General features: G+C 68.5%; 21 protein-coding genes. 7 read left to right on the forward strand and 14 right to left on the reverse strand.

The annotated features are described in order from the left end of the window. Positions 1–5 precede the first annotated feature (5 nt). Positions 6–1,217, reverse strand: a complete 1,212-nt coding sequence (locus tag CFB41_RS25715) for a CynX/NimT family MFS transporter (protein WP_089458388.1) — start codon at positions 1,215–1,217, stop codon at positions 6–8. Between the two features lie 475 nt (positions 1,218–1,692). On the opposite strand from CFB41_RS25715, the gene CFB41_RS25720 reads away from it, so the two are divergent. The 4 genes from CFB41_RS25720 to CFB41_RS25735 all read left to right on the forward strand — a co-directional run bounded on the left by CFB41_RS25720 (position 1,693) and on the right by CFB41_RS25735 (position 6,888). Next, positions 1,693–2,757, forward strand: a complete 1,065-nt coding sequence (locus tag CFB41_RS25720; RefSeq protein WP_069251765.1) for a 2,3-butanediol dehydrogenase — start codon at positions 1,693–1,695, stop codon at positions 2,755–2,757. Between the two features lie 444 nt (positions 2,758–3,201). Then, positions 3,202–5,139, forward strand: coding sequence for a HAMP domain-containing sensor histidine kinase (locus tag CFB41_RS25725; RefSeq protein ID WP_089458389.1), 1,938 nt, complete (start codon positions 3,202–3,204; stop codon positions 5,137–5,139). A 151-nt stretch (positions 5,140–5,290) separates the two neighbouring features. Beyond that, complete coding sequence (locus tag CFB41_RS25730; RefSeq protein ID WP_089442451.1) at positions 5,291–5,947, forward strand: VC0807 family protein; 657 nt, start codon at positions 5,291–5,293, stop codon at positions 5,945–5,947. 74 nt (positions 5,948–6,021) lie between these two features. Continuing rightward, the gene (locus tag CFB41_RS25735) at positions 6,022–6,888 is read left to right on the forward strand and encodes a CPBP family intramembrane glutamic endopeptidase (protein ID WP_089458390.1); all 867 of its coding nucleotides are present in this window, start codon (positions 6,022–6,024) and stop codon (positions 6,886–6,888) included. Between the two features lie 20 nt (positions 6,889–6,908). Here the strand turns inward: CFB41_RS25735 and CFB41_RS25740 are convergent, their stop codons facing one another. The 5 genes from CFB41_RS25740 to CFB41_RS25760 form a co-directional block, all read right to left on the reverse strand. Beyond that, positions 6,909–7,889 carry an aldo/keto reductase gene (locus tag CFB41_RS25740; RefSeq protein ID WP_089458391.1) on the reverse strand — a complete coding sequence of 327 codons (981 nt, stop codon included), beginning with the start codon at positions 7,887–7,889 and terminating at the stop codon, positions 6,909–6,911. A gap of 161 nt (positions 7,890–8,050) precedes the next feature. Beyond that, complete coding sequence (locus CFB41_RS25745; protein ID WP_069251769.1) at positions 8,051–8,722, reverse strand: MarC family protein; 672 nt, start codon at positions 8,720–8,722, stop codon at positions 8,051–8,053. Positions 8,723–8,882: 160 nt separating this feature from the next. Next, positions 8,883–9,683 (reverse strand): enoyl-CoA hydratase-related protein, encoded by an 801-nt coding sequence (locus CFB41_RS25750; RefSeq protein WP_089458392.1) that lies wholly within the window; start codon positions 9,681–9,683, stop codon positions 8,883–8,885. Between the two features lie 38 nt (positions 9,684–9,721). Further along, complete coding sequence (gene paaK / locus CFB41_RS25755) at positions 9,722–11,044, reverse strand: phenylacetate--CoA ligase PaaK (RefSeq protein WP_089458393.1); 1,323 nt, start codon at positions 11,042–11,044, stop codon at positions 9,722–9,724. 59 nt (positions 11,045–11,103) lie between these two features. Beyond that, positions 11,104–12,660, reverse strand: coding sequence for a 3-hydroxyacyl-CoA dehydrogenase (locus CFB41_RS25760; RefSeq protein ID WP_089458394.1), 1,557 nt, complete (start codon positions 12,658–12,660; stop codon positions 11,104–11,106). A 551-nt stretch (positions 12,661–13,211) separates the two neighbouring features. Here CFB41_RS25760 and CFB41_RS25770 point away from each other — a divergent pair. Then, positions 13,212–14,300 carry a calcium:proton antiporter gene (locus CFB41_RS25770; RefSeq protein ID WP_089458395.1) on the forward strand — a complete coding sequence of 363 codons (1,089 nt, stop codon included), beginning with the start codon at positions 13,212–13,214 and terminating at the stop codon, positions 14,298–14,300. 94 nt (positions 14,301–14,394) lie between these two features. Here CFB41_RS25770 and CFB41_RS25775 read toward each other — a convergent pair whose 3' ends face one another. The 8 genes from CFB41_RS25775 to CFB41_RS25810 all read right to left on the reverse strand — a co-directional run bounded on the left by CFB41_RS25775 (position 14,395) and on the right by CFB41_RS25810 (position 24,033). After that, complete coding sequence (locus tag CFB41_RS25775) at positions 14,395–15,528, reverse strand: transporter substrate-binding domain-containing protein (RefSeq protein ID WP_089458396.1); 1,134 nt, start codon at positions 15,526–15,528, stop codon at positions 14,395–14,397. 20 nt (positions 15,529–15,548) lie between these two features. Next, complete coding sequence (locus CFB41_RS25780; RefSeq protein ID WP_046548017.1) at positions 15,549–16,322, reverse strand: hypothetical protein; 774 nt, start codon at positions 16,320–16,322, stop codon at positions 15,549–15,551. Positions 16,323–16,988: 666 nt separating this feature from the next. Beyond that, complete coding sequence (locus CFB41_RS25785) at positions 16,989–17,813, reverse strand: amidohydrolase family protein (RefSeq protein WP_089458397.1); 825 nt, start codon at positions 17,811–17,813, stop codon at positions 16,989–16,991. Next, positions 17,810–18,832, reverse strand: a complete 1,023-nt coding sequence (locus CFB41_RS25790; RefSeq protein ID WP_089458398.1) for a hydroxyacid dehydrogenase — start codon at positions 18,830–18,832, stop codon at positions 17,810–17,812. The genes CFB41_RS25785 and CFB41_RS25790 overlap by 4 nt, the downstream gene beginning before the upstream one ends. Further along, on the reverse strand, positions 18,829–19,899 hold the full coding sequence (locus tag CFB41_RS25795; protein ID WP_089458399.1) for a LacI family DNA-binding transcriptional regulator: 1,071 nt from the start codon (positions 19,897–19,899) through the stop codon (positions 18,829–18,831). Before CFB41_RS25795 ends, CFB41_RS25790 begins: the two co-directional genes overlap by 4 nt. A gap of 22 nt (positions 19,900–19,921) precedes the next feature. Beyond that, complete coding sequence (locus CFB41_RS25800; RefSeq protein WP_089458400.1) at positions 19,922–21,808, reverse strand: TRAP transporter large permease subunit; 1,887 nt, start codon at positions 21,806–21,808, stop codon at positions 19,922–19,924. Positions 21,809–21,811: 3 nt separating this feature from the next. Further along, a complete protein-coding gene (locus CFB41_RS25805) occupies positions 21,812–22,840 on the reverse strand; it encodes a TRAP transporter substrate-binding protein (RefSeq protein ID WP_089458401.1) in 1,029 nt (342 codons plus the stop codon). A 284-nt stretch (positions 22,841–23,124) separates the two neighbouring features. Further along, positions 23,125–24,033, reverse strand: a complete 909-nt coding sequence (locus tag CFB41_RS25810; protein ID WP_089458402.1) for a LysR substrate-binding domain-containing protein — start codon at positions 24,031–24,033, stop codon at positions 23,125–23,127. A gap of 118 nt (positions 24,034–24,151) precedes the next feature. On the opposite strand from CFB41_RS25810, the gene CFB41_RS25815 reads away from it, so the two are divergent. Both CFB41_RS25815 and CFB41_RS25820 read left to right on the forward strand, forming a co-directional pair. After that, on the forward strand, positions 24,152–25,090 hold the full coding sequence (locus CFB41_RS25815; RefSeq protein ID WP_089458403.1) for a 2-hydroxyacid dehydrogenase: 939 nt from the start codon (positions 24,152–24,154) through the stop codon (positions 25,088–25,090). Positions 25,091–25,163: 73 nt separating this feature from the next. Further along, a complete protein-coding gene (locus CFB41_RS25820; RefSeq protein WP_089458404.1) occupies positions 25,164–26,528 on the forward strand; it encodes an MFS transporter in 1,365 nt (454 codons plus the stop codon). Positions 26,529–26,535 lie beyond the last annotated feature (7 nt).

A 26,535-nucleotide genomic window follows, 5' to 3' on the forward strand; every position in this document is an offset into this window, starting at 1 on the left:
CGCGCTCAGCGCCGGCCCATCGGTTCGCGCAGCAGCGACAGGCCGATCGCCGCCCCGGTGACGGCAGCCGCGAGCATCAGCCCGATGCCGCCCGACCAGCCGAATGCGCCGACGATCGAGCCGATCGCGAGCGGCCCGATCACCTGCCCGAGATAGTTGCCTTGCACGACCCAGCCGATGCTGAGCGGCGCGAGAGACGGCGTCGGTGCGGAGCCCGGTGCGCACGCGAGGATCGTCGCGGGCAGTATCCCGGCGATCGCCGAGAACGCAAAACCCAGCGCGACCGCGAGCGGCGCCGGCGTGGCCGCGCTGAAGAGCCCCGCGCCGGCCGCGCCGATCGCGACCGACGTCGCGGCCATCACGATCCCGGGCCGTGCGCCGCGCGACAACAGCCAGCCGGCCGTCAGGTTGCCGATCACGCATGCGGCGACGATCGCCGCGCTGATCAACCCTGCGGCGCCGACCGCGACGCCGAGGCGCTGCATCAGGAACACCGGCAGGAACGTCATCGCCGCGAAGAACTGCACGTTGTAGGTGGCGAACCCCAGCGCCAGCAGCGTGGTCGAGCGCGACGCGAGCACGTCGCGCAGCGCGGGCCCGATACGCGGCGCGCCGGCCTGCCGCGACGGCGCATCGGCCGACGTCGTGACGGGCACCGCGGCCGCCGCGACGAGCGTCAGCGCCGCGGCCGCGAGCCAGCCGTTGCGCCAGCCGCCGAGCAGCGGCCCGACCAGCATCGACAACGCCATGCCGGCCGGCATGAACGTGCTCCACAGCCCGAATGCGAAATTGCGCCGCTCGGGTGGCGTGACGCGATTCAGCACGGCCGGTGCAGCGACCACCACGATCACGAAACCGAGCCCTTCGACGAAACGCGTGGCCAGCAACAGCGCGAAGCTGTCGGCCCATGCGCCGGCGACACTCGACAGGCCGAGGACGACGAGGCCCGCGATCAGCAGCAACCGGTCGCCCCAGCGTCGCACCAGCAGGCCGGCTGCCATGCCGCCGAACACGCCGACGAACGGAAACACCGACATGATCCCGCTCAGCGACGCGAGCGAGCCGCCGAATTCGTGCTGGAGCGACGGCAACGCGATCGTCGCCTTGCCGACGTGCAGCGCCGACACGATGCTCGCCAGCACGACGTTCGCGACGGCGGCCCGATAGCTGCGCGACGGCAGCGTGGCGGCATCGGCCGCGACAGGCGATTCGGTCATCTCCCCCTCCGTTGAAACCGCCGCGTGCAACGGGATGCGTCACGCGTCCGCGATCGGACTGGCGCACATGATACAAATTGAAGTTAACTTCAAGTAAAGGGGTAATGTGCGCAACGATCCGTTCCACCGATCGCGGCAATGGATCGGCGTGGCAGCGCGCGTCTCGCGATTCGTCTCATTGCGCTGAGACGAACGTCCCAGCGTCTCACCCCGCCGGAGCTTTTGCTTTTGCAGCAAATCTCACCACCCTCCTCCGTCAAATCGTTTCCCGTCAAAGAGCCGGCAAATGGTGCATCGCATCGCGCCCATCCCGTCCGATCGCCGTCCGGCGCCCCCACTCGAGCTGGCCCCGTTCCTGCATACCGGTCGTTCGCGCACTCGCGCGACGGGCGCACCGGCAGCCACGCCTCGCGCCCGACGACAACCCGATGGAGACAGCAACGTGAGTACACCGGCAACGACCTCAGCTCCCAGCATGAAAGCCGCCGTCTGGCACGGCCGCCACGACATCCGCGTCGAACAGGTTCCCGTTCCCGAGCGCCCGCCGGCAGGCTGGGTGACGATTCGCGTGCATTGGTGCGGGATCTGCGGCTCCGACCTGCACGAATACGTCGCGGGCCCCGTCTTCATCCCGGTCGATGCGCCGCATCCGCTGACGGGCCTGAAGGGCCAGTGCATCCTCGGCCACGAGTTCAGCGGCGAGATCGCCGAACTCGGCGCGGGCGTGACGGGCTACGCGGTCGGCGATCGCGTGACGGCCGACGCCTGCCAGCATTGCGGCACCTGCTGGTATTGCAAGCACGGGCTGTACAACATCTGCGAGAACCTCGCGTTCACCGGGCTGATGAACAACGGCGCATTCGCCGAATACGTGAACGTGCCGGCCGAGTTGCTGTACAAGCTGCCCGACGACTTCCCGACCGAGGCCGGCGCGCTGATCGAACCGCTCGCGGTCGGGCTGCATGCAGTGAAGAAGGCCGGCAACATCGTCGGGCAGACCGTCGTCGTGGTCGGCGCGGGCACGATCGGCCTGTGCACGATCATGTGCGCGAAGGCCGCGGGCGCCGGGCGCGTGATCGCGCTGGAAATGTCGGCCGCGCGCAAGCAGAAGGCGCTGGAGGTCGGCGCGAGCGTGGTCATCGATCCGAAGACGTCCGACGCGATCGCGGAAGTCAAGGCGCTGACCGGCGGCTACGGCGCCGACGTGTCGTTCGAGTGCATCGGCCACACCACCACCGCGAAGCTCGCGATCGACGTGATCCGCAAGGCCGGCAAGTCGGTGATGGTCGGGATCTTCGAGGAGCCGGCGCCGTTCAACTTCTTCGACATCGTGTCGACCGAGAAGGAAGTGATCGGCTCGCTCGCGTACAACGGCGAATTCGCGGACGTGATCCGCTTCATCGCGGACGGCCGCATCGACGTGCAGCCGCTCATCACCGGACGCATCGCGCTCGGCGACATCGTCTCGCACGGCTTCGAGGAACTGGTCAACCACAAGGACCGGAACGTGAAGATCATCGTCCAGCCCGCCATCGCCTGACCGCACGCGCGTGCCGCGGCAGCGATTCGCGCCGCGGCACGCGGGCTGCAAGCGTCACCCTGGCGCATCGCCCGTGCACGGGCGGTGCGCCTGCCTGTCGCCCCCTTCCAGCACGGCCTCCTTGCCGCCGTCGTCCGTCGCGACCGTCGTGCCGCGCACCGATCGGACACGACGACCAGAAACATTCGCAATCCGAACCATCCGTCGTAACGCGCCACCGGTCCGATGCACACTCAGGGTTTCTCCCGATCAATCGCGACTCGTCCGATGTCGACAGGACACTGACGCAAGGTGATCCTGTGCAAGGCACGATCCGGCCTCCCTGCGAGGATCGTTACCGCCCCCTAGAAGGCGGCCCCGCCCCCCACAAAACCTTACGGTGTCGCGGCGCCGACAGGCCGAGAATACGGGCCCACCCGGGATAGCTTGCAAACATGGTGTGTCATGAATCGTTCATTCTCGTTTAGCCGGGAACGCGCATATAACATTCGATCGCTGACGATCCAGCAGAAGACCCATATCGGCTTCGCACTCGTCACCACGCTGCTGGCCTTGCTGTGCGGCACGATCATCTGGGGGAGTGTCCGGCAATACCGGCAGGAGAACGCCGACCTGCAGAGTTTCGAATTCGTCCGCGGCGCGATAAGCGCCGCCAACGTGATCTCGGCCGAACGCGGCCCGACGAACGACCTGCTGGTGCGCCCGCAGGACGACGGCGCCGCCGAGGCCCGCAACCTGCTCGCCGCGCGCGTGCGTTCCGACCAGGCGCTCGAGCGTTTTCGCGGCGGCATTGCGCAGGCGACCGTGCTCGACGATCGCGAACGCAGCACCTTGCTGCATGCCCTCGACTCGGTCCGGATCACGCTCGCCGATGCGCGTACGGAAGTCGACGCACTCGGCAGGCGGCCGCTCGCGACACGCGGCGTTCACGATATCCAGCACGCGCAGGCGCGCCTGTTCCGGATCGTCGACACGCTGTCGCTGCTGATCGACGGCGCCATGACCGACACCGCGATGGGCGACCCGCGCACATCGGGGGCGATCCTGCTCGCGCGGCTCCTCGGCGAACTCCGCGAATACGCGGGCCGCACCGGCTCGCTGCTGATCGCGCCGATGTTCGCGCGGCAGGCGCTCGACCGCACGCAGTTCGCGGACATCATGCGGATGCGCGGCCGCATCGAGCAATTGCGCGCGCTGATCGACGGCTCGATCGGCGCGCAGCTCGACGACCCTGACGTGGCGCGCGAATACGCGCAGCTCAACGACGCCTTCGACGCGCATATCCTGCCGCTCGTCGACGCGGCCGTCGCCGGCGGCAAGAGCGGTGTCTATGCGATGAGTGCGGCCGACTTTTCCCGCGCGATCGTGCCGCATTTCCGGCCGAGCGAGCGGCTGCGCGACCACGTGATCGACCTGGCCCGGCGTCGCGCGATCGGCGACCGCAACACCGCCCGGCTCAAGGTCGCGTTGTCGGCGTTCGCCACGACACTGTGCATCGCGATCCTGGCCTCGCTCGCGCGCGGCGTGCAGCGACTGCTGTCGAAGCCGCTCGATGCGCTCGGCCGCCGGATCGTCGCGCTCAGCGATGGCGATACGTCGCACGTCGCGATGCCGCGCGGCATCGGGCCCGAGATCACGCAGATCCACCACGCGCTGGAAACCCTGCGCCACGCGACCGTCCGCCGCGACATGCTCGAGCGCCAGCGCAACGACATGCTGACGCTGTTCTCGCACGACATGCGCGCTCCGCTGACGTCGTTGATCATCCTGATCGACACGCAGGCGCGACGGGCGGGCGACGGGCAGATGAAGCAGCAGTTCGAGAGAATCGGCAAGCTGGCGCGGCACACGCTGGCGCTGGCCGACGGCTTCGCGCAGCTCTCGCGTGCGGAGGCCAGCGACTACGAACGCGTGCCGGTCAACCTCGCCGACCTGATGAACGAGGCACGCGACGCGGTGTGGCCGCTCGCGCACCGGAAATCCATGTCGATCGACGACGTGCCGCGGCGCGACGACACGATCGTGCAAGGCGACCCGGCGCTGCTGTCGCGCGCGCTGATCAACCTGCTCGACAACGCCATCAAGTACAGCGCATCGCTGACGAGCGTCGAATGCAGGGTCGAGCCGGGCGCCGACGGCAAGACCGTGCGCTGCACGATCCGCGACAGCGGGTGCGGGATCAGCAGCGCGGACCAGACGCGGCTGTTCGAACGTTACCGGCGCTTTCGCACCGCCGGCCAGCCGGAAACCAGCGGCGTCGGGCTCGGCATGGCGTTCGTCAAGGCCGTCGTCGAACGGCACGAAGGCACGATCCACGTGCACAGCGTCATGCTGCAGGGCACCACGGTCACGATCACGCTGCCGGCCGCGGCACTTCCATGACGATGACACCGGCGCCGCCGGCGGCAAGCGGCCGACACGGCACCGCAGCACCGCCCGATTCTTCGATATACTCAATCGAACCCTTTTCGGGGCAACCGCGGGCCACCACGCCCTTCGCAGGTTCGCCCCCACCTGCGTGGAATTGCTCACCGTGAAACCGCGAGCCGGACTGATCCTCGAACTCTTCGTCAACCTCGTGCTGCCCTGGGTTGCCTACCGGGCCGCGCAGCCGTCTTTCGGCGAAACCGGCGCGCTGTACGCGTCGGCGGTGCCGCCGATCATCTGGTCGATCGTCGAATTCATCCGCTCGCGCCGCGTCGATGCGGTGGCGGCCATCGTGCTGCTCGGCATCGCGCTGTCGATCCTCGGGATGGCGCTCGGCGGCAGCGCCCGCACACTGCTGATGCGCGAGTCGCTCGCGTCGGGCACGATCGGCGTCGTGTTCCTGCTGTCGTTGTTCCGCGAACGCCCGCTGATCTTCTATCTCGCACGCGCCACGGTGGCCCGCGAGATGGATGGCGGCGCCGCGCATTTCGAAGCCGTCTGGGAAGCGCAGCCGGGGCTGCGGCAGATGCTCCGGCGGATGACCTTCGTGTGGGGTGCGTTCATGACGCTGGAAATGCTGCTGCGCCTCTGGATGGTCGTGACCTGGCCGGTCGAACGCGTGCTGGTCGTGTCGCCGGTCATGGGCTATACCGTGTTCGGCTGTCTGCTGCTGTGGACGTTCTGGTACCGGCGGCGGATGCGCGAGCGCAACAGCGTCCACGTCCCGGGCCGCGACCGCGCCACCGAAACCGCCGGCCGCTGACCGCTCCCCACCGGCATCGCAAGACGGCTGCTGTATGATGCGCGGCGTCTGGTCCGACGAATGCCGCTCCTGTCATGTCCCTTTCGCTCCTCCCTTCCGCCACGATCTGGCTCGCGCTGTTCGCGGCTGCCGCGTTCGCATGGCATCGCCCGCAGCACGGCCTGAGCGTCGGCCTCGCCGCGCTCGGCTATGCGTGCGCGCTGGCATTCGGCAAGCTCGGGCCGCTCGCGCTGGCCCCGCTCGCATTGCTGGCCGCGGCCGCGTGGGGGGTGATGCCCGAGCGCCCGCGCGCGATGCGCATCGCCGCGCACGTCGTCTTTGCCGCCGTCGCGATCGCGCTCAGCCTGCACCTGATTCCCGGCTTCCACAATCCGCGCGTGATCGGCCCGACGCGCTTCACGCCGGATGCCGCGCCGTTCACGATGTACCTGAATCTCGACAAGCCGCTCGTCGGCTTGTGGCTGGTATGGGTGCTGCCGTGGGTCGCCCCCGACATCCCGCTGTCGCGCGCGCTGCGTACCGGCGCGGTGGCGGCAGTCGCAACGGCGGCCGCGTGCCTGGCCGGCGCGCTCGCGATCGGGATGGTCGGCTGGGCGCCCAAGTGGCCGCCGTCGGGCTGGCTGTGGCTCGCGAACAACCTGCTGCTCGTGACGCTCGCCGAGGAAGCGCTGTTCCGTGGCTACGTGCAGGGCGGACTGACGCGCGCGCTGCGCGCGTTCGCGTGGGGGCCGTGGGCCGCGCTTGCGATCGGCGCGGTGCTGTTCGGCGCCGCGCATGCGGCAGGCGGCTGGCAATGGATCGTGCTCGGCACGGTGGCCGGCATCGGCTACGGCCTCGCCTGGCGGCGCGGCGGGCTGCTCGCGTCCGCGCTCGCGCATGCGGGGCTGAACGTCGTCCACTTCGGCCTGTTCACCTACCCGATGCTCGACGCCGCGCGCTGACGGCCGCGCGGCGCCGCCGCTCAGTTGATCCCGGCGACCGCGTGCGGCACGTACGGGCGTTCGAGCGCGGCGATCTCGCCGTCGGTCAGTTTCAGTTCGAGCGCGGCCAGTGCGTCGTCCAGCTGCTGCGGCTTCGAAATGCCGACGATCGGCGCGGTGACTCCGCGCTTCTGCGCGACCCACGCGAGTGCGACCTGCGCACGCGGCACGTTGCGTGCCGCCGCGATCGTCGCCACGGCATCGACGACCGCTTTATCCGCCTCCGCCGTCGCATCGTAAAGCCGCTGGGCGACCGCGTCGCTCTGCTGCCGCTCGGTCGACTCGTCCCAGTTGCGCGTGAGGCGGCCGCGCGCGAGCGGGCTCCACGGAATCACCGCGATCCCTTCGTCTTCGCACAGCGGCAGCATTTCCCGCTCCTCTTCCCGATACAGCAGGTTCAGGTGGTTCTGCATGCTGACGAAGCGGGTCCAGCCGTGCTGCTTCGACGTGTGCAGCGCCTTCGCGAACTGCCACGCGAACATCGACGACGCGCCGATATAGCGCGCCTTGCCGGCCTTCACGACGTCGTGCAGCGCCTCGAGCGTCTCCTCGAGCGGCGTGCCGTTGTCCCAGCGGTGAATCTGGTAGAGATCGACATAGTCAGTGCCGAGCCGCTTCAGGCTCTGGTCGATGTCGGTCATGATCGCCTTGCGCGACAGCCCGGCGCCGTTCGGCCCAGGCCGCATCCGGTAGAACACCTTGGTCGCGATCACGATGTCGTCGCGTTTCGCGAAATCGCGCAGCGCGCGGCCGACGATCTCCTCCGACGTGCCGTCGGAATACATGTTCGCGGTATCGAAGAAGTTGATGCCGGCTTCAACCGCCCGCTGGATGATCGGACGGCTCTCCGCTTCCGGCAGCGTCCACGGATGCGAGCCGCGTAACGGTTCGCCGAACGTCATGCAACCCAGCACCAGCTTCGACACCTCCAGCCCTGTCGATCCGAATTTCACGTATTCCATTGCACGCCTCGCCATTGAAGTTGAGCTGACGGCCGGATGCGCGCCGCGCATCCGCCGGACCGTCGCATGGTATCCCGGGCGGCAAAAATGCGTGCGGCGTCGCCGCAAGGTGCGAAGGCGGTGCGCGCGAGCGGCGGTCGTGCGGAGCGCCGGCCGCTTGCTTACTTGACCTGGTCGGCGATCGGCTGCAGGAACGCGGAAAAGCCGGTCAGCATGATCTGCACGCCGATGCACAGCAGCAGGAACGCCGACACGCGCTTCGCGACCTTGGTGCCTTCGCTGCCGAGGTAGCGCGACAGCAGCGCGGAGCGGCTGTAGACCTGCCAGATCACGATCGCGACCAGTACCGAGACGGCGATCGACACGATGCTCGACAGTGCGAACTCCGACAGCTTGTGCGTGCGGTTCGCGTTCAGCGCGATCGCGGTCGCGATCGAGCCGGGGCCGACCGTCAGCGGCATGGTCAGCGGGAAGAATGCGCGCGTCATGATCGCGTTCGCGTCGATCGGCTTGACCGGCGTGTCGCCGCCGCCCGGCCCGTCGGGTTCGTTCAGCATCTGCCAGCCGGCCACCGCAACCGCGAAGCCGCCGCCGATCCGCAGCGCTTCCATCGAGATCCCGAAGAAATGCAGCACCGGCGTGCCGGCGAAGAACGCGACCATCAGCACGACGAACGCGTTGAACGCGACCTTCCTCGCGAGCAGATCGCGCTCTTGCTCGGTGAGCGCCTCGGTCCGTTCGAGAAACAGGAACGCGATGCCGATCGGGTTGATGATGCCAATCAGGCCGGTGAAGCCGAACAGGATCTCGGAGATAAGGCGGTTGACGATCATCGGATGAAGAATCGGTCGGGGCTGGGCCGGCAGCGCGCCGGAGGTCACGCATTGTAGAGCAAGCGCCCGCGCCCGAGCCGCAAAATTCGGCCTGGCCCGCCACACCGCCGAGCGCCGCCGTTTCGCCCTGGTTTCCCCTCGGTTTCCCCTCAGTTTCCCGTTACTCGGCGCCCGCCTCCCAGGCCGGCGGCCGCTTCGCGAAGAACGCGGCGAAGCCTTCCTTCGCTTCCGGCGTCGCCCGCACGCGGGAGATCGTCTGCGCGGTGAACGCCGCGCGCGCGTCCGACGGTGGATACTCGCCGATCGCGTCGAAGAAGCGCTTGATCTCCATCAGCGCGTTCGGGCCGTTGCGGCCGAGTTCGGCGAGCGTCCTGTCGAGCGCTTCGTCGAGCGCATCGAGCGGCACGGCCTGGTGGATCAGGCCGATCGCGACCGCTTCGCCGGCGGCGAGCTGGGTCGTCGTCAGCGCGAGCCGGCGCGCCTGGCGCTGGCCGACCGCCTCGACCAGATACGGGCCGATCACGGCCGGCAGAATCCCGAAGCGCGCCTCGCTGACCGAGAAGCGCGCGTGATCGCTCGCGATCACGATGTCGCACGCCGCGCACAGGCCGACGCCGCCACCGAACGCATGGCCCTGCACGCGCGCCACCGTGGGCTTCGGGCATTGCCGGATCGCGCGCATCATCGCGGCGAACCGCTCCGCGTCGCGCAGGTTCGCGGCCGCGTCGTTCGCGCTCGCGCGCTGCATCCACTGCAGGTCGGCGCCCGCGCAGAACGCGCGGCCCTCCGAACGCAGCACGATCGCGCGCACGTCGTCACGCCGGCCGAGCGCCGTGAACGCGTCGGTGAGTTCGGCGATCATCGTCTCGTCAAATGCGTTGAGCACGTCGCCACGCTGCAGCGCGACGGTTGCGATGCCGCGCGCATCGACCGTGACGGCCAGGGTCTTCAATCCATCCATCGAACAGGTTTCCTCGGGTTGAACGGCAAACAGGAGAATCAGGCGGCCTGGCGGCGGTCGATCACGCGCCGCGCCTTGCCGGTCGCGGTGGCGGGAATGCCGCCCGCGGCCAGCACCGTCACGCCGGACGACACGCCGACCATCGTCTTGATCCGGTGCTGCAGCTCGCGCGCGAGCGCCGCGCGATCGCTTTCGCTGACGGACGCGGCCGCTTCCGAGCGCAGTTCGACCGCGAGGTCGAGGCGGTCCATGTGCCCGTCGCGCGACAGCGTGATCTGGAACTGGCCCGACAGCTGCGGCAGCGCGACGACGATCTCCTCGATCTGGCTCGGAAACACGTTCACGCCGCGCACGATCAGCATGTCGTCGGAGCGGCCCGTGATCTTCGCGAGCCGGCGCATCGCGCGCGCGGTCGGCGGCAGCAGCGCGGTGAGGTCGCGCGTGCGGTAGCGGATCACCGGCATCGCCTCCTTCGTCAGCGACGTGAACACCAGCTCGCCCTGGCTGCCGTCGGGCAGCACTTCGCCCGTGACCGGGTCGATGATTTCCGGATAGAAATGGTCTTCCCAGATCACCGGGCCGTCCTTCGTCTCGACGCATTCGCACGCGACGCCCGGGCCCATCACCTCCGACAGCCCGTAGATGTCGAGCGCGTCGATGCCCACGCGCGTCTCGACCTCTTCACGCAGCGCCTGCGTCCACGGCTCGGCGCCGAAGATGCCGATCTTCAGCGACGATTCGGCCGGGTCCATCCCCTGCCGCACCATCTCGTCGATCAGGTTCAGCATGTACGACGGCGTGACGAGGATGATCTTCGGCTCGAAATCGCGGATCAGCTGCACCTGCTTCTCGGTCTGCCCGCCCGACATCGGCACGACCATGCAGCCGAGCCGTTCCGCGCCGTAGTGAATCCCGAGACCGCCGGTGAAGAGCCCGTAGCCGAATGCGTTGTGCAGCGTGTCGCCCGGACGGCCGCCGGCCGCGCGGATCGAGCGCGCGGTCACGTTCGCCCACGTGTCAATGTCGCGCGCGGTGTAGCCGACCACCGTCGGCTTGCCCGTCGTGCCGCTCGACGCGTGCACGCGCACGACCTGCTCGCGCGGCACCGCGAACAGCCCGAACGGATAGTTGTCGCGCAAATCGTTCTTGGTCGAGAACGGAAATTTCGCAAGATCCGCCAGCGACTTCAGGTCGTCCGGATGCACGCCCGCCGCATCGAACGTGCGGCGATAGTGAGGGACGTTGTCGTACGCGTGGCGCAGCGACCACTTGAGGCGCTCGAGCTGCAGCGCCTGCAGTTCGTCGCGGCTGGCGGTCTCGATCGGCTCGAGAGCGGCGGCGGGATGCGTCGGGTGAGTCATCGGGGTGCTCCTCCAATGGAGTGATGTCGTTATCGTGTTCGAAGTAACGGGGGCGACGGCTACGACCGGAACGTGCGGCCGGCCGCATGCAGCGCGGCGATGCGCGGCGACACGCGATAGCGGTCCTCGCCGTAGCTCGCCGCCAGGTTCGACAGCACGCGATGCACGCGGCCGATGCCGATCGCATCGGCCCACGCGAGCGGGCCGCACGGGTAGTTCACGCCCTTCTCCATCGCGAGATCGAGATCGGCGGGCGAGCACACGCCCTGATTCACCGTGTCGGCCGCCTCGTTCGCGAGCATCGCGACGGTGCGCATCGCGACCATGCCCGGCACGTCCGCGACACCGACGACGCGAAAACCCGCCTGCTGGAACAGGCCGACCGCATCCGCATAGGCCGCGTCGCTGCACTGGAGCGCGCGCGTCAGCGCAACGAGCCCGGCCTGCGCGTAATCGCGCGCAAGGTCGACCAGCACGAGATCGGCCGCGCCCGTCTGCGCGGCGCGCTCGGTCGCGGTACGGCCATCGGTCAACGCGATCGATGCGCGGCCGGCCGTCGCGAGCAGGTCGTCGGCATGCGCGCCGGCCTGCCGGGCGCCCGGAAGGCGTTCGGCGAAGCGCGCGTGCAGCGCGGCGGCCGGGCCGTCCTGCGCAAACAATGCAACGTCGGCGGGCGCATCGCGCGGGGCTTCGAGATCGGGTGCGGGCGGCGTCGCGCCGTCCGCATACGAATAGAAGCCGCGGCCCGACTTGCGCCCAAGGAAGCCCGCGTTCACGAGTTCCTGCTGGATCAGCGACGGCGTGTAGCGCGGATCGTTGAAATACGCGCGGAACACCGATTCGGTCACCGCGAAGTTCACGTCGTGGCCGATCAGGTCCATCAGCTCGAACGGCCCCATCCGGAAGCCGCCGGCCTCGCGCATCACCGCGTCGATCGATGCCGGCGCGCCGCCCTGCTCGTTCAGCACGCGCAGCGCCTCCGCGTAATACGGCCGCGCGACGCGGTTCACGATGAAGCCCGGCGTCGATTTCGCCATCACGGGCCGCTTGCCCCACGCGGCGGCGGTTGCATACAGCACCTGCGCGACCGCGGGCGCGGTCGCGAGCCCGCTGACCACCTCGACGAGCGCCATCAGCGGCGCCGGGTTGAAGAAATGCAGGCCGGCGACACGCTGCGGCACGCGCAGCCCGGCCGCGATCGACGTGATCGAGATCGATGACGTATTGGTGGCCAGCAGGCACGCGTCGTCGACATGGCGCTCGAGCGTCGCGAAGATCTCACGCTTCACGTCGAGCCGCTCGGCCGCCGCCTCGACGATCAGCGCGGCGCCCGCGAAGTCGGCCAGTTCACGCACCGCGCGAATCCGGGCGCCGGCCGCGTCGGCCTGCGCCGGTTCGAGCCGGCCTTTCTCCGCGAGCCGCGCGAACTGCGCACGGATGCCGGCCAGCGCCTTGTCGCAGGCGGCTTCGTTCAGGTCGTACAGCAGCACCGCATGGCCGGCCGCCGCCGCGACCTGCGCGATGCCCGCGCCCATCGCGCCGGCGCCGATCACGCCGACGACGGCCGACGGCGCCAGCGCGCCCGAGTTCACCGAATGTGCAGAAGAAACAGCCATCGCTTGCGATCCGTCATGAAGTGGAGATGCGAGCGATTATAAACCGACCGGTCGGTAGATTTATGTCAGGGCGAGCCCGAATGTGTCGTGCAAGAGATCGTTACGGAAACGGCAAAGACAAAAAAATCGACAGGTCGGGGCACTTTTTGTAAACCGAAAGGTCTATGAAAGCATTCGAATATGAGATAGTGACCCCCGAACGCCTGATAAAATTCGACAAACCGCCGGATTTCAGGGGGAAACCGCGTGTCATGTCGCCACCGCCGTCCAATGCCGGCCGCCCTTTCAGGGTCGGAACCGAGCCTCCGGCCCGTGCGTCGTCACACGTGCTCGCCTCGTCGTTCGCGGCCGGCCGCATCGAATCGTTTCATCCCGCGACGGGCTCCGGCCCGCCCGCGCCCCTCGCTGCCTCATGGCGGCGAACCCCCGGGCAGCACCGTTGCGTGCCGCCCCCTTCGGTTTCATCATCCTCGTTCGGCGGATAGTACGGCCGGGCTTCGTCAACCCGTGACGGCGCGTCGCACGCCGCCGCTCGCATAAGGAAACCCTCCATGCCGCTCTCGTCCAACCAGCTCCCGCGCTGGACCCTCGTGGCCCCGCTTGCCGCCTGGCTGGTCCTCGCGCTGTCGCGCGTCGTACCGGCCGAAGGCCTCGTCATCGCGGTGTTCGCCGCCGCCCTCGCCGGCGCCGTGTTCGCCGCCGTCCACCATGCCGAAGTCGTCGCGCACCGCGTCGGCGAACCGTTCGGCACGCTCGTGCTCGCGGTCGCCGTGACCGTCATCGAAGTCGCGCTGATCGTGTCGGTGATGCTCGGCGCGGGCCCCGAGAAATCGGGCCTCGCGCGCGACACCGTGTTCGCCGCCGTGATGATCATCTGCAACGGCATCGTCGGTATCTGCCTGCTGGTCGGCGCGTGGAAGCACGGCGAACAGGACTTCCAGGGGCGTGGCGCCAGCAAGGCGCTCGCGGTGCTGGCATCGCTGTCGGTGCTGTCGCTCGTGATGCCAAACTACCTGAACGCCGCGCCGGGCCCGTTCTTCTCGAAATCGCAGCTCGCGTTTGCCGGCGTGTCGTCGCTCGTGCTGTACGGCGCGTTCGTGTTCGTGCAGACCGTGCGCCACCGCGACTACTTCCTCGCCGAGCACGACAGCGCGAACGAGGCCGTCCACGCGGCAGCGCCGAGCAACCGCACCGCCGTGATCAGCATGCTGCTGCTGTTCGCGAGCCTCGTCGCGGTCGTGCTGCTCGCGAAGCTGCTGTCGCCGGCCGTCGAGCACGCGGTGATGAAGCTCGGCGCGCCCGAAGCCGCGGTCGGTATCGTGATCGCCGCGCTCGTGCTGCTGCCGGAAGGGCTCGCAGCCGTCACCGCCGCGCGCGCGAACCGCCTGCAGACCAGCATGAATCTCGCGCTCGGTTCGGCGCTCGCGAGTATCGGGTTGACGATCCCGACCGTCGCGGCCGTGTTCATCTGGGTCGGCCAGCCGCTCACGCTCGGCATCGGCCCGATGGAAACCGTGCTGCTGGCGCTCACGCTGCTGGTCAGCACGCTGACGCTCAGCCAGGGGCGTACGACGGTGCTGCACGGCGTCGTGCACCTGTCGCTGTTCGCCGCTTACCTGTTCCTGTCGATCACGCATTGACGCGGAAAAGCGCGCGGCCCGGCGGATCACCTCCGCCGGGCCGCGCGCCGTCTTTCACGTCCCTTCAGCTTCCTTCGTTCACGTCACGCCGCCGTTACCGCACCGGAATCACCAGATGCTGGCCCGCCAGGATCAGGTTCGGGTTGGCGAGGTTGTTGCGGCGTTGAATCTCGCGATAGCGCTGGCCGCTGCCGAGCTTGCTCGCGGCGATCATGTTCAGCGTGTCGCCCGCCTTCACCACGTACGTATGCTCGCCCGACGCGGCCGCGGTCGTCACCGCCTGGTCGCTGACGAAGTACTTGCGCAGCAGGTCGAGATACTGCGGCGACTGCTTGAGCTTCGCGATCGCGGCGTTCAGGTAGATCAGCAGATCCTGGTCGTCGGCGCGCACGCCGATCTTGTATGCGATGTTCGAGCCGTCGAGCTTGGTCACCGCGAACTTCAGGTCGGTGTCCTTGATCGAGCTGACCGCGAACGGATAGTCGTAGATGAACGCGTCGACCGTATGGCCGTCGATGCTCTTCGCGATGAAGGCCGGATCGGAATCGTCGACTTCCACGAACTTCACGTTCGGGTACTGGCGTGTGACGAACGCACGCACGTCCGGGTCGCCCTTCAGGATGCCGACCGTCTTGCCCGCGAGATCGTCGGTCGAGCGGATCGCGGAGCCTTGCCGCACGATCAGCGAATAGCCGAAATCGTCGACGTACGGCACCGAATAGACGACGCCCGACGGCGTGTTGTCCGGGAACGTCAGCCCGTCCATCGCCACGTCGACCACGTGGTTCCCCTTCGCATCCGTATCGAGCAGCTGCTTCGGCACGCCCGGATACGTGTCGACCTCGTGACGCGTATCGACGACCACCGGCTTGCCGCCGTGCGAGAACGACGGGTCCGCGAACAGCAGCCGCGCGAACTCGACGTTGAAGCCGTGCGGCGTGCCCTTGTCCTCGCCGAAGAACGGTTCGCTCGGGTTCTGCACGGAGATCCGCACGATGCCGTTTTCGGCAATCGATTTCAGCGTGCTGGCCTGCGGCGTGAAGCCGGCCGGCAGCACGTTGGACGACGGCGACGTCTGCGTGGACGGGCCGCTGTCGCCGCCTTGCGCGGACGTCGAGGCCGGGGCCGCGTCATGCGCGGGAATCAGCGTCGACAGGCCGCCCTGATGCACGATCCATACGCCGACGAGCACGACCAGAAATGCGATGGCGCCAAGAAGTTTTTTCATGGTTGCGAGCCTGCAGGAAGTTATTGTTGTTTCGACGGCAGTTGCGCGGGGGTCGTCGCGTCGAGCCCGGGCGCGTGCGGCGCGTTCATCACCGCCTGCTGCTGTGCCTGCTTGACCTCGGGGTTATCCATCAGCGACGTCTCCATTTCGGAGAACGCCTTGTTGACCGAGCGCATCACCGAATCGACGGCCACGTCGGTCTTGATCTGCTCGAACGTGTCGGACGCCTGCCGGCCCGCGAGCTTGTTCATCTGCTGCGCGGCCTGCGACATGTCCCACATCGCCTTCGCGCGGTCGATCGCCGACGCGAAATTCTTCAGTTCGGCCTGCACCTGCTTGTAACGCCCCTCGCGAAACGAGAGCAGCTGCTTCATCGTGTCGAGCTGCTGCCGGAAGCGTGGTGCGTCGTCCGGATACTGCTTCTCGAACAGCTCCGTCTTGTTCTCGAAATTCTTCACCTCGGTGCGGAACGCCGTGATGCTGTCCGCGAACTTCTGGGCCGCCTGGCGCTTCTCCGCGAGCTGGTTGATCAGCGTCTCGATCGGATTCGCCTGCGCCTCCTGGACGATCATCTTCACCTTCTGGTTCGCGAACTTCATCGCGACGACCGGCGCGAAATAGATCGCGCCGAGGCCGATCACGCCCGCCGTGACCAGCGCGATCACCCCCTTCAGGATGAACAACGCCGCCGGTGCCGCGATCGCGACGCCGGCGATGATGATCGCCCACTTGATCAGCTTGACCTTGCCACTCCCCGAACTGCCGTTTGCTTCTTCATTCGAAAGCTGCGACATGAGTTTTTCTCCTTGAACCTCGAACCGAACTGCTTGCGTTTGCTTTTTCAAGCTCAATCGAAATGCTTCGGACTCCGGTGCCGCCGGGCGGTCAGGCAGGCTGGCGGCGCAATACAAGGATGGGCGCGACGGACGTCACGAGACGCCGGTGTAGGCGCCGTTCAGGATGCGATGATGAGGAGCGGCAGACGACGCTGCGATGCGGCGCGCCCAACGGGCGCCGTTCATCGTCGCGGCTCGCGCGCGGACGGGAAAGTGTACCGAGGCACGGTACGAAACGGGATGACGGATACGTGACGCGACGGGCGTCGGGAGAAGCATGGTTCCGGCGGGCCGACAAACGCGGGGCCGGTGTTCCGGTACGAGTGCGTAAAGGCTCATCGTTGTTCTTTTGCGTATCGCGGGTGCAGGAACCGCGCGGCCGGCGCGTCCCGCTCCACATGCACGGACGTATCCTGCGCCGACCGGCATGCAGCGTCAAGCAGTTGTCGCAGTGCAGCGAAGCGCTGCGCGCCGCCGTTGGAACACCGGTAGCGAGATAGCTTTCAGCACGGTAAGGATCGACAGGACTGCGACCTGTCGGGCTCGGTCAGGATTGCTTGGCATCGCTTGCGCAAGCTTCCGGATTGAAAGCTTGTGACGCCCGGCCTCGTCCTGGCGGACGACTCAGAAGCCGTAGAGTACGGTCGGGTTGTCGACCAGAATCGCGCGACTGACCGCGTCGTCTGCGGTGCAGTCGTCCAGCCAGCCGAGCAGGCACAGGTCGTCGGGGACCGGCGACGCGTTCGGGTGCGGCCAGTTGCTGCCCCATACGCATCGCGCCGAATGGTGGCGCGCCAGCACGGCGGCGAGACGCGCGACATCGTCATAGCCGGGCGCGCCCGAGCGCGACGTCTCGTACGGCGCGGACAGCTTCACCCAGGCGTGGCCGCGGTCGAGCAGGCGCCGCAGCGCGAGAAACGCAGGCGCGTCCGGTGCGACGGGCGTCAGGAACTTGCCCGTGTGATCGATCACGACCCGGGCCGGTAGCGAGGTCAGCAACGGCACGACCTCGGGCAGCGTCCGGCCGTCGAGCTGCAGGTCGACGTGCCAGCCAAGCGGCGCGATCCGCGCGGCCACGCTCTCCAGTTCGTCCCACCGCGCCAGGCCGCCCGCCAACGTCATGAACCGGACGCCGCGCACGCCTGCCGCGTGCAATCGCGCCAGTTCGGCATCCGGCACGTCGGCCGGCAACGTCGCGACGCCGCGCGCCTGCGGGCCGAATGCGGCCAGCGCGTCGAGCAGGCAACGGTTGTCGACACCATAGCCAGTCGGCTGCACGATCACGACGCGGGCCAGGCCGAGCGTCTGCTGCACCCGGCGATATGCCTCCACCGGCGCGTGCGGCGGACGGAAGGTCGCCGTCGGCGCGAGCGGATACGCGTCGTCATAGATGTGGATGTGGCAATCGCACGCGTCGGCCGGCCGCCCGGTGGGTGTGTCGGGTCTCATCGCGCGCCCGCCCCGGTATCGGCCCCTGCCGTGCGCCAGCGCGCCAGCCGCGACGCGTGCGCCGCGTTGACGGCACCGCGCGGCACGTTTCCGGCGAGCAGCGCGGCGAGCTGATCGACCGTCTCCAGCGCCTGGTGCTCGACCGCGGGCAGCGTCAGGCCGCCGACATGCGGCGTCGCGATCACGCGTGGATGCGCGGCGAGCGCGGGCGTCGGCATCTGGTCCGGCGCGCGCCCGACGTCGAGTGCACAGCCGGCGAGCCGGCCGGTGTCGAGCGCATCGGACAGCGCCTGCTCGTCGACCAGTTCGCCGCGCGACGCATTGATGAAGTACGCGCCCGGCTTCATGGCCGCGAACGCGCCCGCATCGATCAGGTTCGCGGTGGCCGGCGTCGCCGGCGCGAGGCACACGACGAAATCGGCCGCCTGCAACAGCGCCGCGAAGTCGACCTGTTCAAGCGTCGGCGCATCGACGCGCACGTACGGATCGCTGACGAGCACGCGCATCCCGAGCGCCGTCGCGATCGGCGCCAGGTGGCGCGCGATCTGTCCGTAACCGATCAGGCCGAGCGTGCTGCCGCGCAATTCGCGACCCATCTGCGGCACGGGCGGCATCCGTTGGTGGTAGGCCGACGCATAACGGCCGATACCGCGCGCGAGATCGATCATCGCGCCGATCACCCACTCGGCGACCGCCGGCGCGAAGCCGGGGCTCGCCTGCGTGACCAGCACGCCGAACGCGCTCGCCGCGTCGACGTCGACGGTGCGGATATCGACCGCGCAGCGCAGGAACGCCGCCAGCGCGGGCAGCCCGGCGAACAGCGCACGCGGCGCGGGCGTCTGCCGGTACGCGATCATCGCATCGCAACCCTGCGCGGCCGCGATCAGTTCGTCCGTGCCCAGCTCGTGGTCGAGCGGGTTGCACGTGACGTCCGCGATCGCCTGCAGCGCGCGCATGGCCTTCGCGCCGAAATAACGGTCGAGCATCCCCGACGGATGCGTGACGAAGACGCGCGTCATGCGGCGCCTCCGTGCGAGTGGTCCGCTTGCGGCGGCGGCGCGACCGAGGCGCGCTCGATGAGCGTCACGCCGGAGAATACGTGCGGCTCGCGCGCCAGCGGCATGTCGCCGTCCGCCCGCATCACGCGCCGCACCATGTCCTCGGCCATCGCGGTGACGGGCAATTGCACCGTGGTCAGCGCCGGATTGGAAATCGCCGACAGGAAATGACCGTCCATCCCGACGACCGACACGTCGTCCGGCACGCGCAGGCCGCCATCGCGCAACCCGGCCATCAGGCCGAGCGCGAACAGGTCGTTGACCGCGACGATGCCGGTCGGCCGCGCCGGATCGGCGGCAAGCGCGACACCCAGCGCGCGCCCCACGTCGACGATCACGGCGTCGCCGTATTCATTCGCCGGGCCGCCGTCGAACACCCGCGCGTGTGCGTCGACGCCCGCCTCGCGTGCCGTCTCGAGAAAGCCCCGGATCTTGTCGCTGCGGCTCACCGTCATGCCGGCGACCGTCGCGAACGCGAGCCGCCGGTGTCCCGCATCGACCAGGCAGCGCGTCGCGAGCCGCGCGGCGGCCTCGTTGTCGGCCGTGACGTGTTCGACCTTCGACCGTTCGCCGGGCGTCGCGCGCCGGTCGTAGCTCACCACCGTCATCCCGCGCTCGGCCGCGCGCTCGAGGTGGCTTTCGTCGGCCAGCGACGAAATCACGATCACGCGCCGCACGCCATGCGCGAACAGGTCGTCGAAGAACGATGCTTCCTTCTTCGCATCGCGATACGTATTGCCGATCAGCACGCGATGGCCGTACCGCTCCTGCGCGCAGGCCTCGACCTCGCGCGCGATGTAGCCGTACATCGGGTTCGCCATCGACGGCACCAGCAGCCCGACGAGCGGCGTCTGCCCGGTCTTGAGCTGGCGCGCGAGCGTGCTGGGCCGGTACTGCAGCGCTTCCATCGCGGCCTTCACGCGTTCGAGCGTTTCCTGCTTCATCTGGTCGGTGCGGCCGTTGAGCACGTTCGAAACCGTGCTGACCGAAACGGCCGCATGACGGGCCACGTCCTGAATCGTACTCATGTCGTCTTGCTGTAAAAGGCGGCTACAGGCCGAAATGGGCCGGCAGCCACAACGAAAACGCCGGCACGAGAATCAGCGCCACGAGGGCGGCGACCAGCACCAGCAGATATTTCACCATCGGCCGCGCGACGTGCCGGACTTCGGTGCCCGTGATCGCGCAGGTCGTGAACAGACCGAGTCCGACCGGCGGCGCGAACAGGCCGAGCCCCATCGCCACCACCACGACCGTGCCGAAATGCAGCGGGTTGATGCCGAGCTGCAGCGCGATCGGCGCAAGCAGCGGCCCGAAGATGATCAGCGCCGGCGCCCCCTCGAGCACCGCGCCGAACACGATCATGACCAGCGCCGCGAGCAGCAGGAACATCGTCGCGCCGTACTGATGGGCGAACGCGGTCATTGTGCCCGAGACCAGCGCCGGAATTTGCTCGATCGACAGCGCGAACGACACACTCGACGCCGCGGCGACGATGAACAGGATGCCGCCGGCCATCGACGCCGCGCGCACGAACACGCGCCCGACCGACCGCCAGGTCAGCTCGCGAAACGCGAGCCAGCCCGCCACGAGCGCGTAGACCACCGCGAACGCCGACACCTCGGTCGACGTCGCGATCCCCGACGTCACGCCCTTGCCGATCATCGCGACCATCACCAGCGCGACCAGCGCGCCGCCCGCGAGCGGCAGCCACGCGCGGCGTTCCGTGAACACCGCCGCGACGTCGATCCTGCGCCCGGTGATCACCGTGACCACCGCGAGCGACGCGGCCAGCACCGCGGCCGGCACGATGCCCGCGACGAACAGCCCGGCAATCGAGATGTTCGCGACGAAGCCCATGATGATCATGTTCACGCACGGCGGGATGGTCTCGGCCATCACCGCGCTGCACGCGAGCAGCGCGGCCGTTTCGTCGGGATCCTGGCGCGCACGGCGCACCGCCGGCATCACCACGCCGCCGACGGCCGCGATGTCGGCGAGCTTGGAGCCCGACACGCCGGAAAAGCAGGCCGTCGCGAGAATCACGATCAGGCCGAGCCCGCCGCGCACGCGCCCGAAGATCCGCAGCAGCAGCTCGACGAGCCGCGCGGACATGCCGTTCGATTCCATCAGCAGCCCGGCCAGCACGAAGAACGGCACGGCGAGCAGCACGAAGTGATCGGCGCCGGCCATGACCTGCTGCGAATAGACGAGCAGCGGCAGGGTCGGGTCGGCGAGGAGATACAGCAACGCCGAGAACGCGAGCACGAAGCCGATCGGCACGCCCAGCACGAGCCCGCCGACGAAACCGGCCGCCAGCAGCAGGCCCGGCGCGATCGCGTGCGCCGGCACCAGCGCATTCCATCCGTACAGTGCGGCCGCGATTCCTGCGCAGCACGCGAGCGTGCCGATTACCCGGCGGCGCGGCGCGTTAAGCGCGTTCGCCAGCGCGAACACGGTCATGAACAGCGCGCCGAACATCATCGGGTACACGTTGATCCAGCCCGGCAGCCCGCCCGGCGTCAACTGGTCGTACGAATCGGCCAGCAACTGGCACGACGACACCAGCAGGTTCAGCGAGACGGCCGCGACGATCCAGTGGCCGATCTGCACGAGCGCGCCCTGCCAGCGCGCGGGGAACGCGCCGCGAAACAGGTCGATGCCGACATGCTGGCTGCGCCCGAGCACCGTCGCCGCACCGAAGAACACCAGCACGATCATCAGCGCACTCGCGACTTCTTCGGTCCAGTCGAGCGGGTCGTGCAGGAAATAACGACACACGACCGACACGAACACGACCAGCACATCGACGGCCAGCACGGCCGCGGACACGTATTCGATCGCGCGCAGCATCGCGTCCAGCACGCGCGCGCCGCGGCGTGCCGGGCGGCCGGCGCCAGGCGCCGCCGCGGCGCCCGAAACGGAACAGGTCTCCATCGTTCAGCCCCGCCCGGCGGCGATCGCCGGAAACAGCGGCGCGGTCGCCGGATACTGCGCGGCGAATGCCGTATAGAGCCGGTCGTGCATCGTCTGCCGCAACGCCGCGCGTTCGGCCAGCGCCATCGGATGGAAGCGCATGCCGTGCTGCTTCAGCGCCTGCTCGGCCTGGTCGGCCTTCTGCGCGGCAATCGCGCGCTGCTGCGCGGTGGCGTCGGCTACCGCGCGATCGAACGCGGGACGCAGGTTCGCCGGAATCCGGTCGAGCGCACGCCGCCCCATCACGACGGTCATCGCCGCAAACACGTGCTGCGATTGCCAGCACGACTTCACCACTTCGTCGAACTTGCTCGCGAGCACCGTGGCCGGATCGTGCTCGAGCCCGTCGACGACGCCAGTCTGCACGGCCATGTACAGCTCGCCGAACGGAATCGGTGTCGGCACCGCGCCCATCGCCTTGAAGGTATCCATGAACGCGGGCGTCGGCAGCACACGCAGCTTCGTGCCTTTCAGCCCCTGCAGCGCCAGCACGGGCTGCTTCGTGAACACGCAGCGCCCGCCGAAATGCGAGCCCCAGGTCAGCACCGAGCAGCCCGCGCGCTTTTGCAGCAGCGCATTCAGGCTGGCACCGACCGGGCCGTCGAGCACTTTCGCGACATGCGCATAGCTGTCGAACAGATAGCCGAGATCGAGCATGCCGAGCTCCGGCGCCACCGTCGCCCAGATCGACGAACCCGCGATCATCATGTCGATCGCGCCGATCTTGACCTGCTGCACGACATCGCTCTCCTTGCCGAGCTGGCTGTTCGGAAAGTAGTCGACCCGGATCGCGTCGCCGACACTCGCCTTCAGGTTCGCGGCAAGGCGCTCGTACCACACGTAGTGCGCGGCGTTCTGGTCGGCCGGCATCGACGACGAGCAACGCAGCGTCACGACCGGCTGCGCGCGCACGGCTTCCGGCAAGCCGCCTGCGGCCGCGAGCGTCGCGGCGGACACCGTCTGCAGAAAGCGCCGCCGGGTGTAGGTATTCATGGGCCGTCTCCTTTGCGATGGCGTCTCGCGACGCACTGTATCGATTTAGTGTATCGATACAGTAATACGACGACCGATGAGATAAAAATGAGGGTTTTCCCGTGACGAGGGTGGAAATCAGGGATCTCCGGCGTCTATTTCCAATCGATTTCTTTGCAAATCAACGGAATTCACGCTGATTTCGAAATGACCCGGAAATGATTCGAGCGGGCACCTCGAATCGTCTGACGACAGACTTTAAACCCGGCAGACAGGCGAGACGCTCGCGCGTCGCTCCCTCGCCTCTATGCGCCCGCTTCGTCGGCGCTCTCGGTCAGGAACCGCTCGACCATCCCGTTGAACACCGGCAGCGCCGGGTTGTCGTTGTCCGCGCGCCATGCGAGATACAGCTCGGCCGCCACGTCGGCACCCGCCAGCGGCCGGAACACCACGCCGTCCACATGCAGTTCGCGCGCCGATGCCGGCACGAGCGCGGCGCCGAGCCCCGCGCGCACGAGGCCGAGGATCGTATGCGTCTGCCCGACGTAATGCAGGTAGTTCGGCAGCCGCCCCGCGTTCGCGAACAGGCCCGAGATCAGGTCGTGGAAATATTTCCCTTCGTTCGGCGAATACGCGATGAACGGCTGCCGGTCGAGCTCGTCGGGGCCGATGCGCTCGCACGCGGCGAGCGGCGCGCCCTCCGCGACCGCGACCAGCATCGGCTCGCGCTGCACGAGCCGGTATTCGAGCGGCTGGCGCGCGGCGCGCTGACGCACGAAGCCCGCATCGAGCATCCGCGAGGCCAGCGCATCGATCTGTACGGTCGACACCATCTCGCGCAATTCGATGTCGACGTCCGGCAGCGCGCGCGCGGCGTGCGCCAGCAGCATCGGGATCATCCGGTACGCGCTGACCGCCGTGAAGCCGAGCGTGATGCGGCCCGCGCCGCCATGTGCGACGCGCTGGGCGGCCTGCTCGGCCCGTGCGGAGAATTCGAGGATGTGCCGTGCGTCGCGCAGAAAGCGCTCGCCGGCCGCGGTCAGGCTGACCTGCCGGCTGCTGCGTTCGAGCAGCGCGATGCCGAGCGCATGCTCGAGCAACTGGATCTGCCGGCTGAGCGGCGGCTGGGTCATGAAGAGCCGCCGCGCCGCGCGACCGAAATGCAGCTCCTCGGCGACCGCGACGAAACAGCGAAGCTGGTGCAGTTCAATCATCCAATTCTTGAATCAATCGATAGTCTTTTGATGTTAGACGCATATCGATGCGATTTCTATACTCGGTTGCACCTGATGCGCGGCACGGCCCGCACCGCGCAGGACGACCGAGACCTTCATGACCATCGACATCCTCCTCACCCAGCCGCTTCCCGACGCCATCGACGCCGAACTGTCCGCCCGTTACGCCGTGCACCGGCTGTATGCGGCCGAGCAGCCGGACGCGTTGCTCGACCGCGTGGCCGCACGCATTCGCGGTGTCGTGACCGGCGGCGCGAACGGCCTCGCCGCCGCGCTGATGGACCGGCTGCCCGCGCTCGAGATCGTCGCGATCAGCGGCATCGGCACCGACGCCGTCGATCTCGACCGCGCGCGGGCACGCGGCATCCACGTGACGACGACGCCCGACGTGCTGACCGACGACGTCGCCGACATGGCGATGGGGCTGATCCTGATGACACTGCGCGACCTCGGCGCCGGCGAGCGCATCGTGCGCGCCGGCCGCTGGGGCAAGACGGCCCAGCCGCTCGCGACGCAGGTGACCGGCAAGCGGCTCGGCATCGTCGGGCTCGGCCGCGTCGGCCGCGCGATCGCACAGCGCGCGCAGGCGTTCCGGATGCCCGTCAGCTACTTCGGCCCGCGCGAGCATCGCGACAGCGGCTATCGCTTCATGCCCGACCTCGCCGCGCTCGCGCGCGACAGCGACGTGCTCGTGATCGCGGCATCGGCCGATCACGGCAACGTGCTCGTGACCGCCGACGTGCTCGCCGCGCTCGGCCCAAAAGGATTCCTGATCAATGTCGCACGCGGCAAGCTGGTCGACGAAGCCGCGCTGATTCGCGCACTCGCCGACGGCACGATCGCCGGCGCCGGCCTCGACGTATTCGCGAACGAGCCGCACGTGCCGGCCGAATTGCTCGAGCTCGACCGCGTCGTCGTGCAACCGCACCGGGCGAGCGCGACCCGCGAAACCCGCGAAGAGATGGGCCGGATCGTGCTGGCCAACCTCGCCGCGTGCTTCGCGGGCCAGCGCCCGCCGACCAGCGTCACACGTTGATCGCAGCCCACCGCACGGCTGCCCCTCGTTACAACACCGGATGCCTCCGCACGACGGAGGCCAGGAGACACGCATGCCCAATCGATCCAGCGGCGCCGCCCTCGCCGCGTCACCCGCCGCCTCGCGCACGATCGGCCGCGTCCGCTATGCGGTCCTCGCGCTGATTTTCGCGGTCACCGTCATCAACTATGCGGACCGCGCGACGATGTCGATCGCCGGCACCGGCGTCGCGCACGACCTCGGGCTGACGCCCGTGCAGCTCGGCATCGTCTTTTCCGCGTTCGCGTGGGCCTATGCGATCGGGCAGATTCCCGGCGGCTGGCTGCTCGACCGCTTCGGCGCACGACGCGTGTACGGCCTGAGCCTGCTGCTGTGGTCGGTGTTCACGATGCTGCAGGGCACGGTCGGCTGGCTCGCCGTGCAAGGCGCGTCCGCCACGCTCGCGCTGTTCGTCATGCGCTTCATGCTCGGCCTCGTCGAATCGCCGGCGTTCCCGGCCAATTCGAGAATCGTCGCGTGCTGGTTCCCGACCGCCGAACGCGGCACGGCGTCGGCCCTGTTCAATTCCGCGCAGTACATGGCCGTCGTGCTGTTCACGCCCGCGATGGCATGGCTCACGCATGCGCTCGGCTGGGAGCACGTGTTCCTGTGGATGGGGATGCTCGGCATCGCGCTCGCCGCGCTGTGGTTCGCGTGGTATCGCGAGCCGCACGGCCACCCGCGCGTGAGCGACGCGGAGCGCGACTACCTGCGCGCGCACGGCGCGCTCGTCGATCTCGAAGCGAACCGTGTGCGCCATCGGCCGCGCGTGTCGTGGCACGACGTGTCGCAACTGTTCCGCCACCGGAACCTGTGGGCGATCTACATCGGCCAGTACTGCATCACGGCACTCACCTACTTCTTCATCACGTGGTTCCCGATCTACCTGATCAAGGGGCGCGGGATGACGATCATGGAGGCCGGCTGGGTCGCCGCGCTGCCGGCGATCTGCGGCTTCACGGGCGGCGTGCTCGGCGGCGTGCTGTCGGACTGGCTGATCCGGCGCGGCATGCACCCGTCGAAGGCGCGCAAGACGCCGTTCGTCGTGGGGATGGCGATGGCGACGCTGCTCGTGCTTGCGAACGGCGCATCGTCGAATGCGGTCGTGATCGCGCTGATGACGATCGCGTTCTTCGGCAAGGGGCTCGCGGCGGTCGGCTGGGCCGTGCTCGCCGACACCGCGCCGGAAGGCATGGTCGGGCTGAGCGGCGGCGTGTTCAATGGCCTCGGCAACATCGCCGGGATCGTCACGCCGCTCGTGATCGGCTATTTCGTCGCCAGCACCGGCTCGTTCGCCGGCGCATTGTGGTTCGTCGCCGCGCACGGGCTGCTCGGCATTGCCGCCTACGCGTGGCTCGCGGGCCGCTTCGAGCGGATTCGCATCGCGTCGCGCGCATGAACTTTAC

Origin of the sequence: Burkholderia sp. AU33803 (assembly GCF_002223095.1) — a bacterium.
GTDB lineage: Bacteria > Pseudomonadota > Gammaproteobacteria > Burkholderiales > Burkholderiaceae > Burkholderia.

Bases quoted from the DNA above. Each gene is read 5' to 3' on its own strand.
- CFB41_RS25820 (WP_089458404.1), top strand. From the start codon at position 25,164: ATGCCCAATCGATCCAGCGGCGCCGCCCTCGCCGCGTCACCCGCCGCC.
- CFB41_RS25760 (WP_089458394.1), bottom strand. From the start codon at position 12,660: ATGGCTGTTTCTTCTGCACATTCGGTGAACTCGGGCGCGCTGGCGCCG.
- CFB41_RS25800 (WP_089458400.1), bottom strand. From the start codon at position 21,808: ATGGAGACCTGTTCCGTTTCGGGCGCCGCGGCGGCGCCTGGCGCCGGC.
- CFB41_RS25740 (WP_089458391.1), bottom strand. From the start codon at position 7,889: ATGGAATACGTGAAATTCGGATCGACAGGGCTGGAGGTGTCGAAGCTG.
- CFB41_RS25715 (WP_089458388.1), bottom strand. From the start codon at position 1,217: ATGACCGAATCGCCTGTCGCGGCCGATGCCGCCACGCTGCCGTCGCGC.
- CFB41_RS25775 (WP_089458396.1), bottom strand. From the start codon at position 15,528: ATGAAAAAACTTCTTGGCGCCATCGCATTTCTGGTCGTGCTCGTCGGC.
- CFB41_RS25750 (WP_089458392.1), bottom strand. From the start codon at position 9,683: ATGGATGGATTGAAGACCCTGGCCGTCACGGTCGATGCGCGCGGCATC.
- CFB41_RS25790 (WP_089458398.1), bottom strand. From the start codon at position 18,832: ATGACGCGCGTCTTCGTCACGCATCCGTCGGGGATGCTCGACCGTTAT.
- CFB41_RS25795 (WP_089458399.1), bottom strand. From the start codon at position 19,899: ATGAGTACGATTCAGGACGTGGCCCGTCATGCGGCCGTTTCGGTCAGC.
- CFB41_RS25735 (WP_089458390.1), top strand. From the start codon at position 6,022: ATGTCCCTTTCGCTCCTCCCTTCCGCCACGATCTGGCTCGCGCTGTTC.
- CFB41_RS25725 (WP_089458389.1), top strand. From the start codon at position 3,202: ATGAATCGTTCATTCTCGTTTAGCCGGGAACGCGCATATAACATTCGA.
- paaK (WP_089458393.1), bottom strand. From the start codon at position 11,044: ATGACTCACCCGACGCATCCCGCCGCCGCTCTCGAGCCGATCGAGACC.
- CFB41_RS25720 (WP_069251765.1), top strand. From the start codon at position 1,693: ATGAAAGCCGCCGTCTGGCACGGCCGCCACGACATCCGCGTCGAACAG.
- CFB41_RS25805 (WP_089458401.1), bottom strand. From the start codon at position 22,840: ATGAATACCTACACCCGGCGGCGCTTTCTGCAGACGGTGTCCGCCGCG.
- CFB41_RS25770 (WP_089458395.1), top strand. From the start codon at position 13,212: ATGCCGCTCTCGTCCAACCAGCTCCCGCGCTGGACCCTCGTGGCCCCG.
- CFB41_RS25785 (WP_089458397.1), bottom strand. From the start codon at position 17,813: ATGAGACCCGACACACCCACCGGGCGGCCGGCCGACGCGTGCGATTGC.
- CFB41_RS25745 (WP_069251769.1), bottom strand. From the start codon at position 8,722: ATGATCGTCAACCGCCTTATCTCCGAGATCCTGTTCGGCTTCACCGGC.
- CFB41_RS25780 (WP_046548017.1), bottom strand. From the start codon at position 16,322: ATGTCGCAGCTTTCGAATGAAGAAGCAAACGGCAGTTCGGGGAGTGGC.
- CFB41_RS25815 (WP_089458403.1), top strand. From the start codon at position 24,152: ATGACCATCGACATCCTCCTCACCCAGCCGCTTCCCGACGCCATCGAC.
- CFB41_RS25810 (WP_089458402.1), bottom strand. From the start codon at position 24,033: ATGATTGAACTGCACCAGCTTCGCTGTTTCGTCGCGGTCGCCGAGGAG.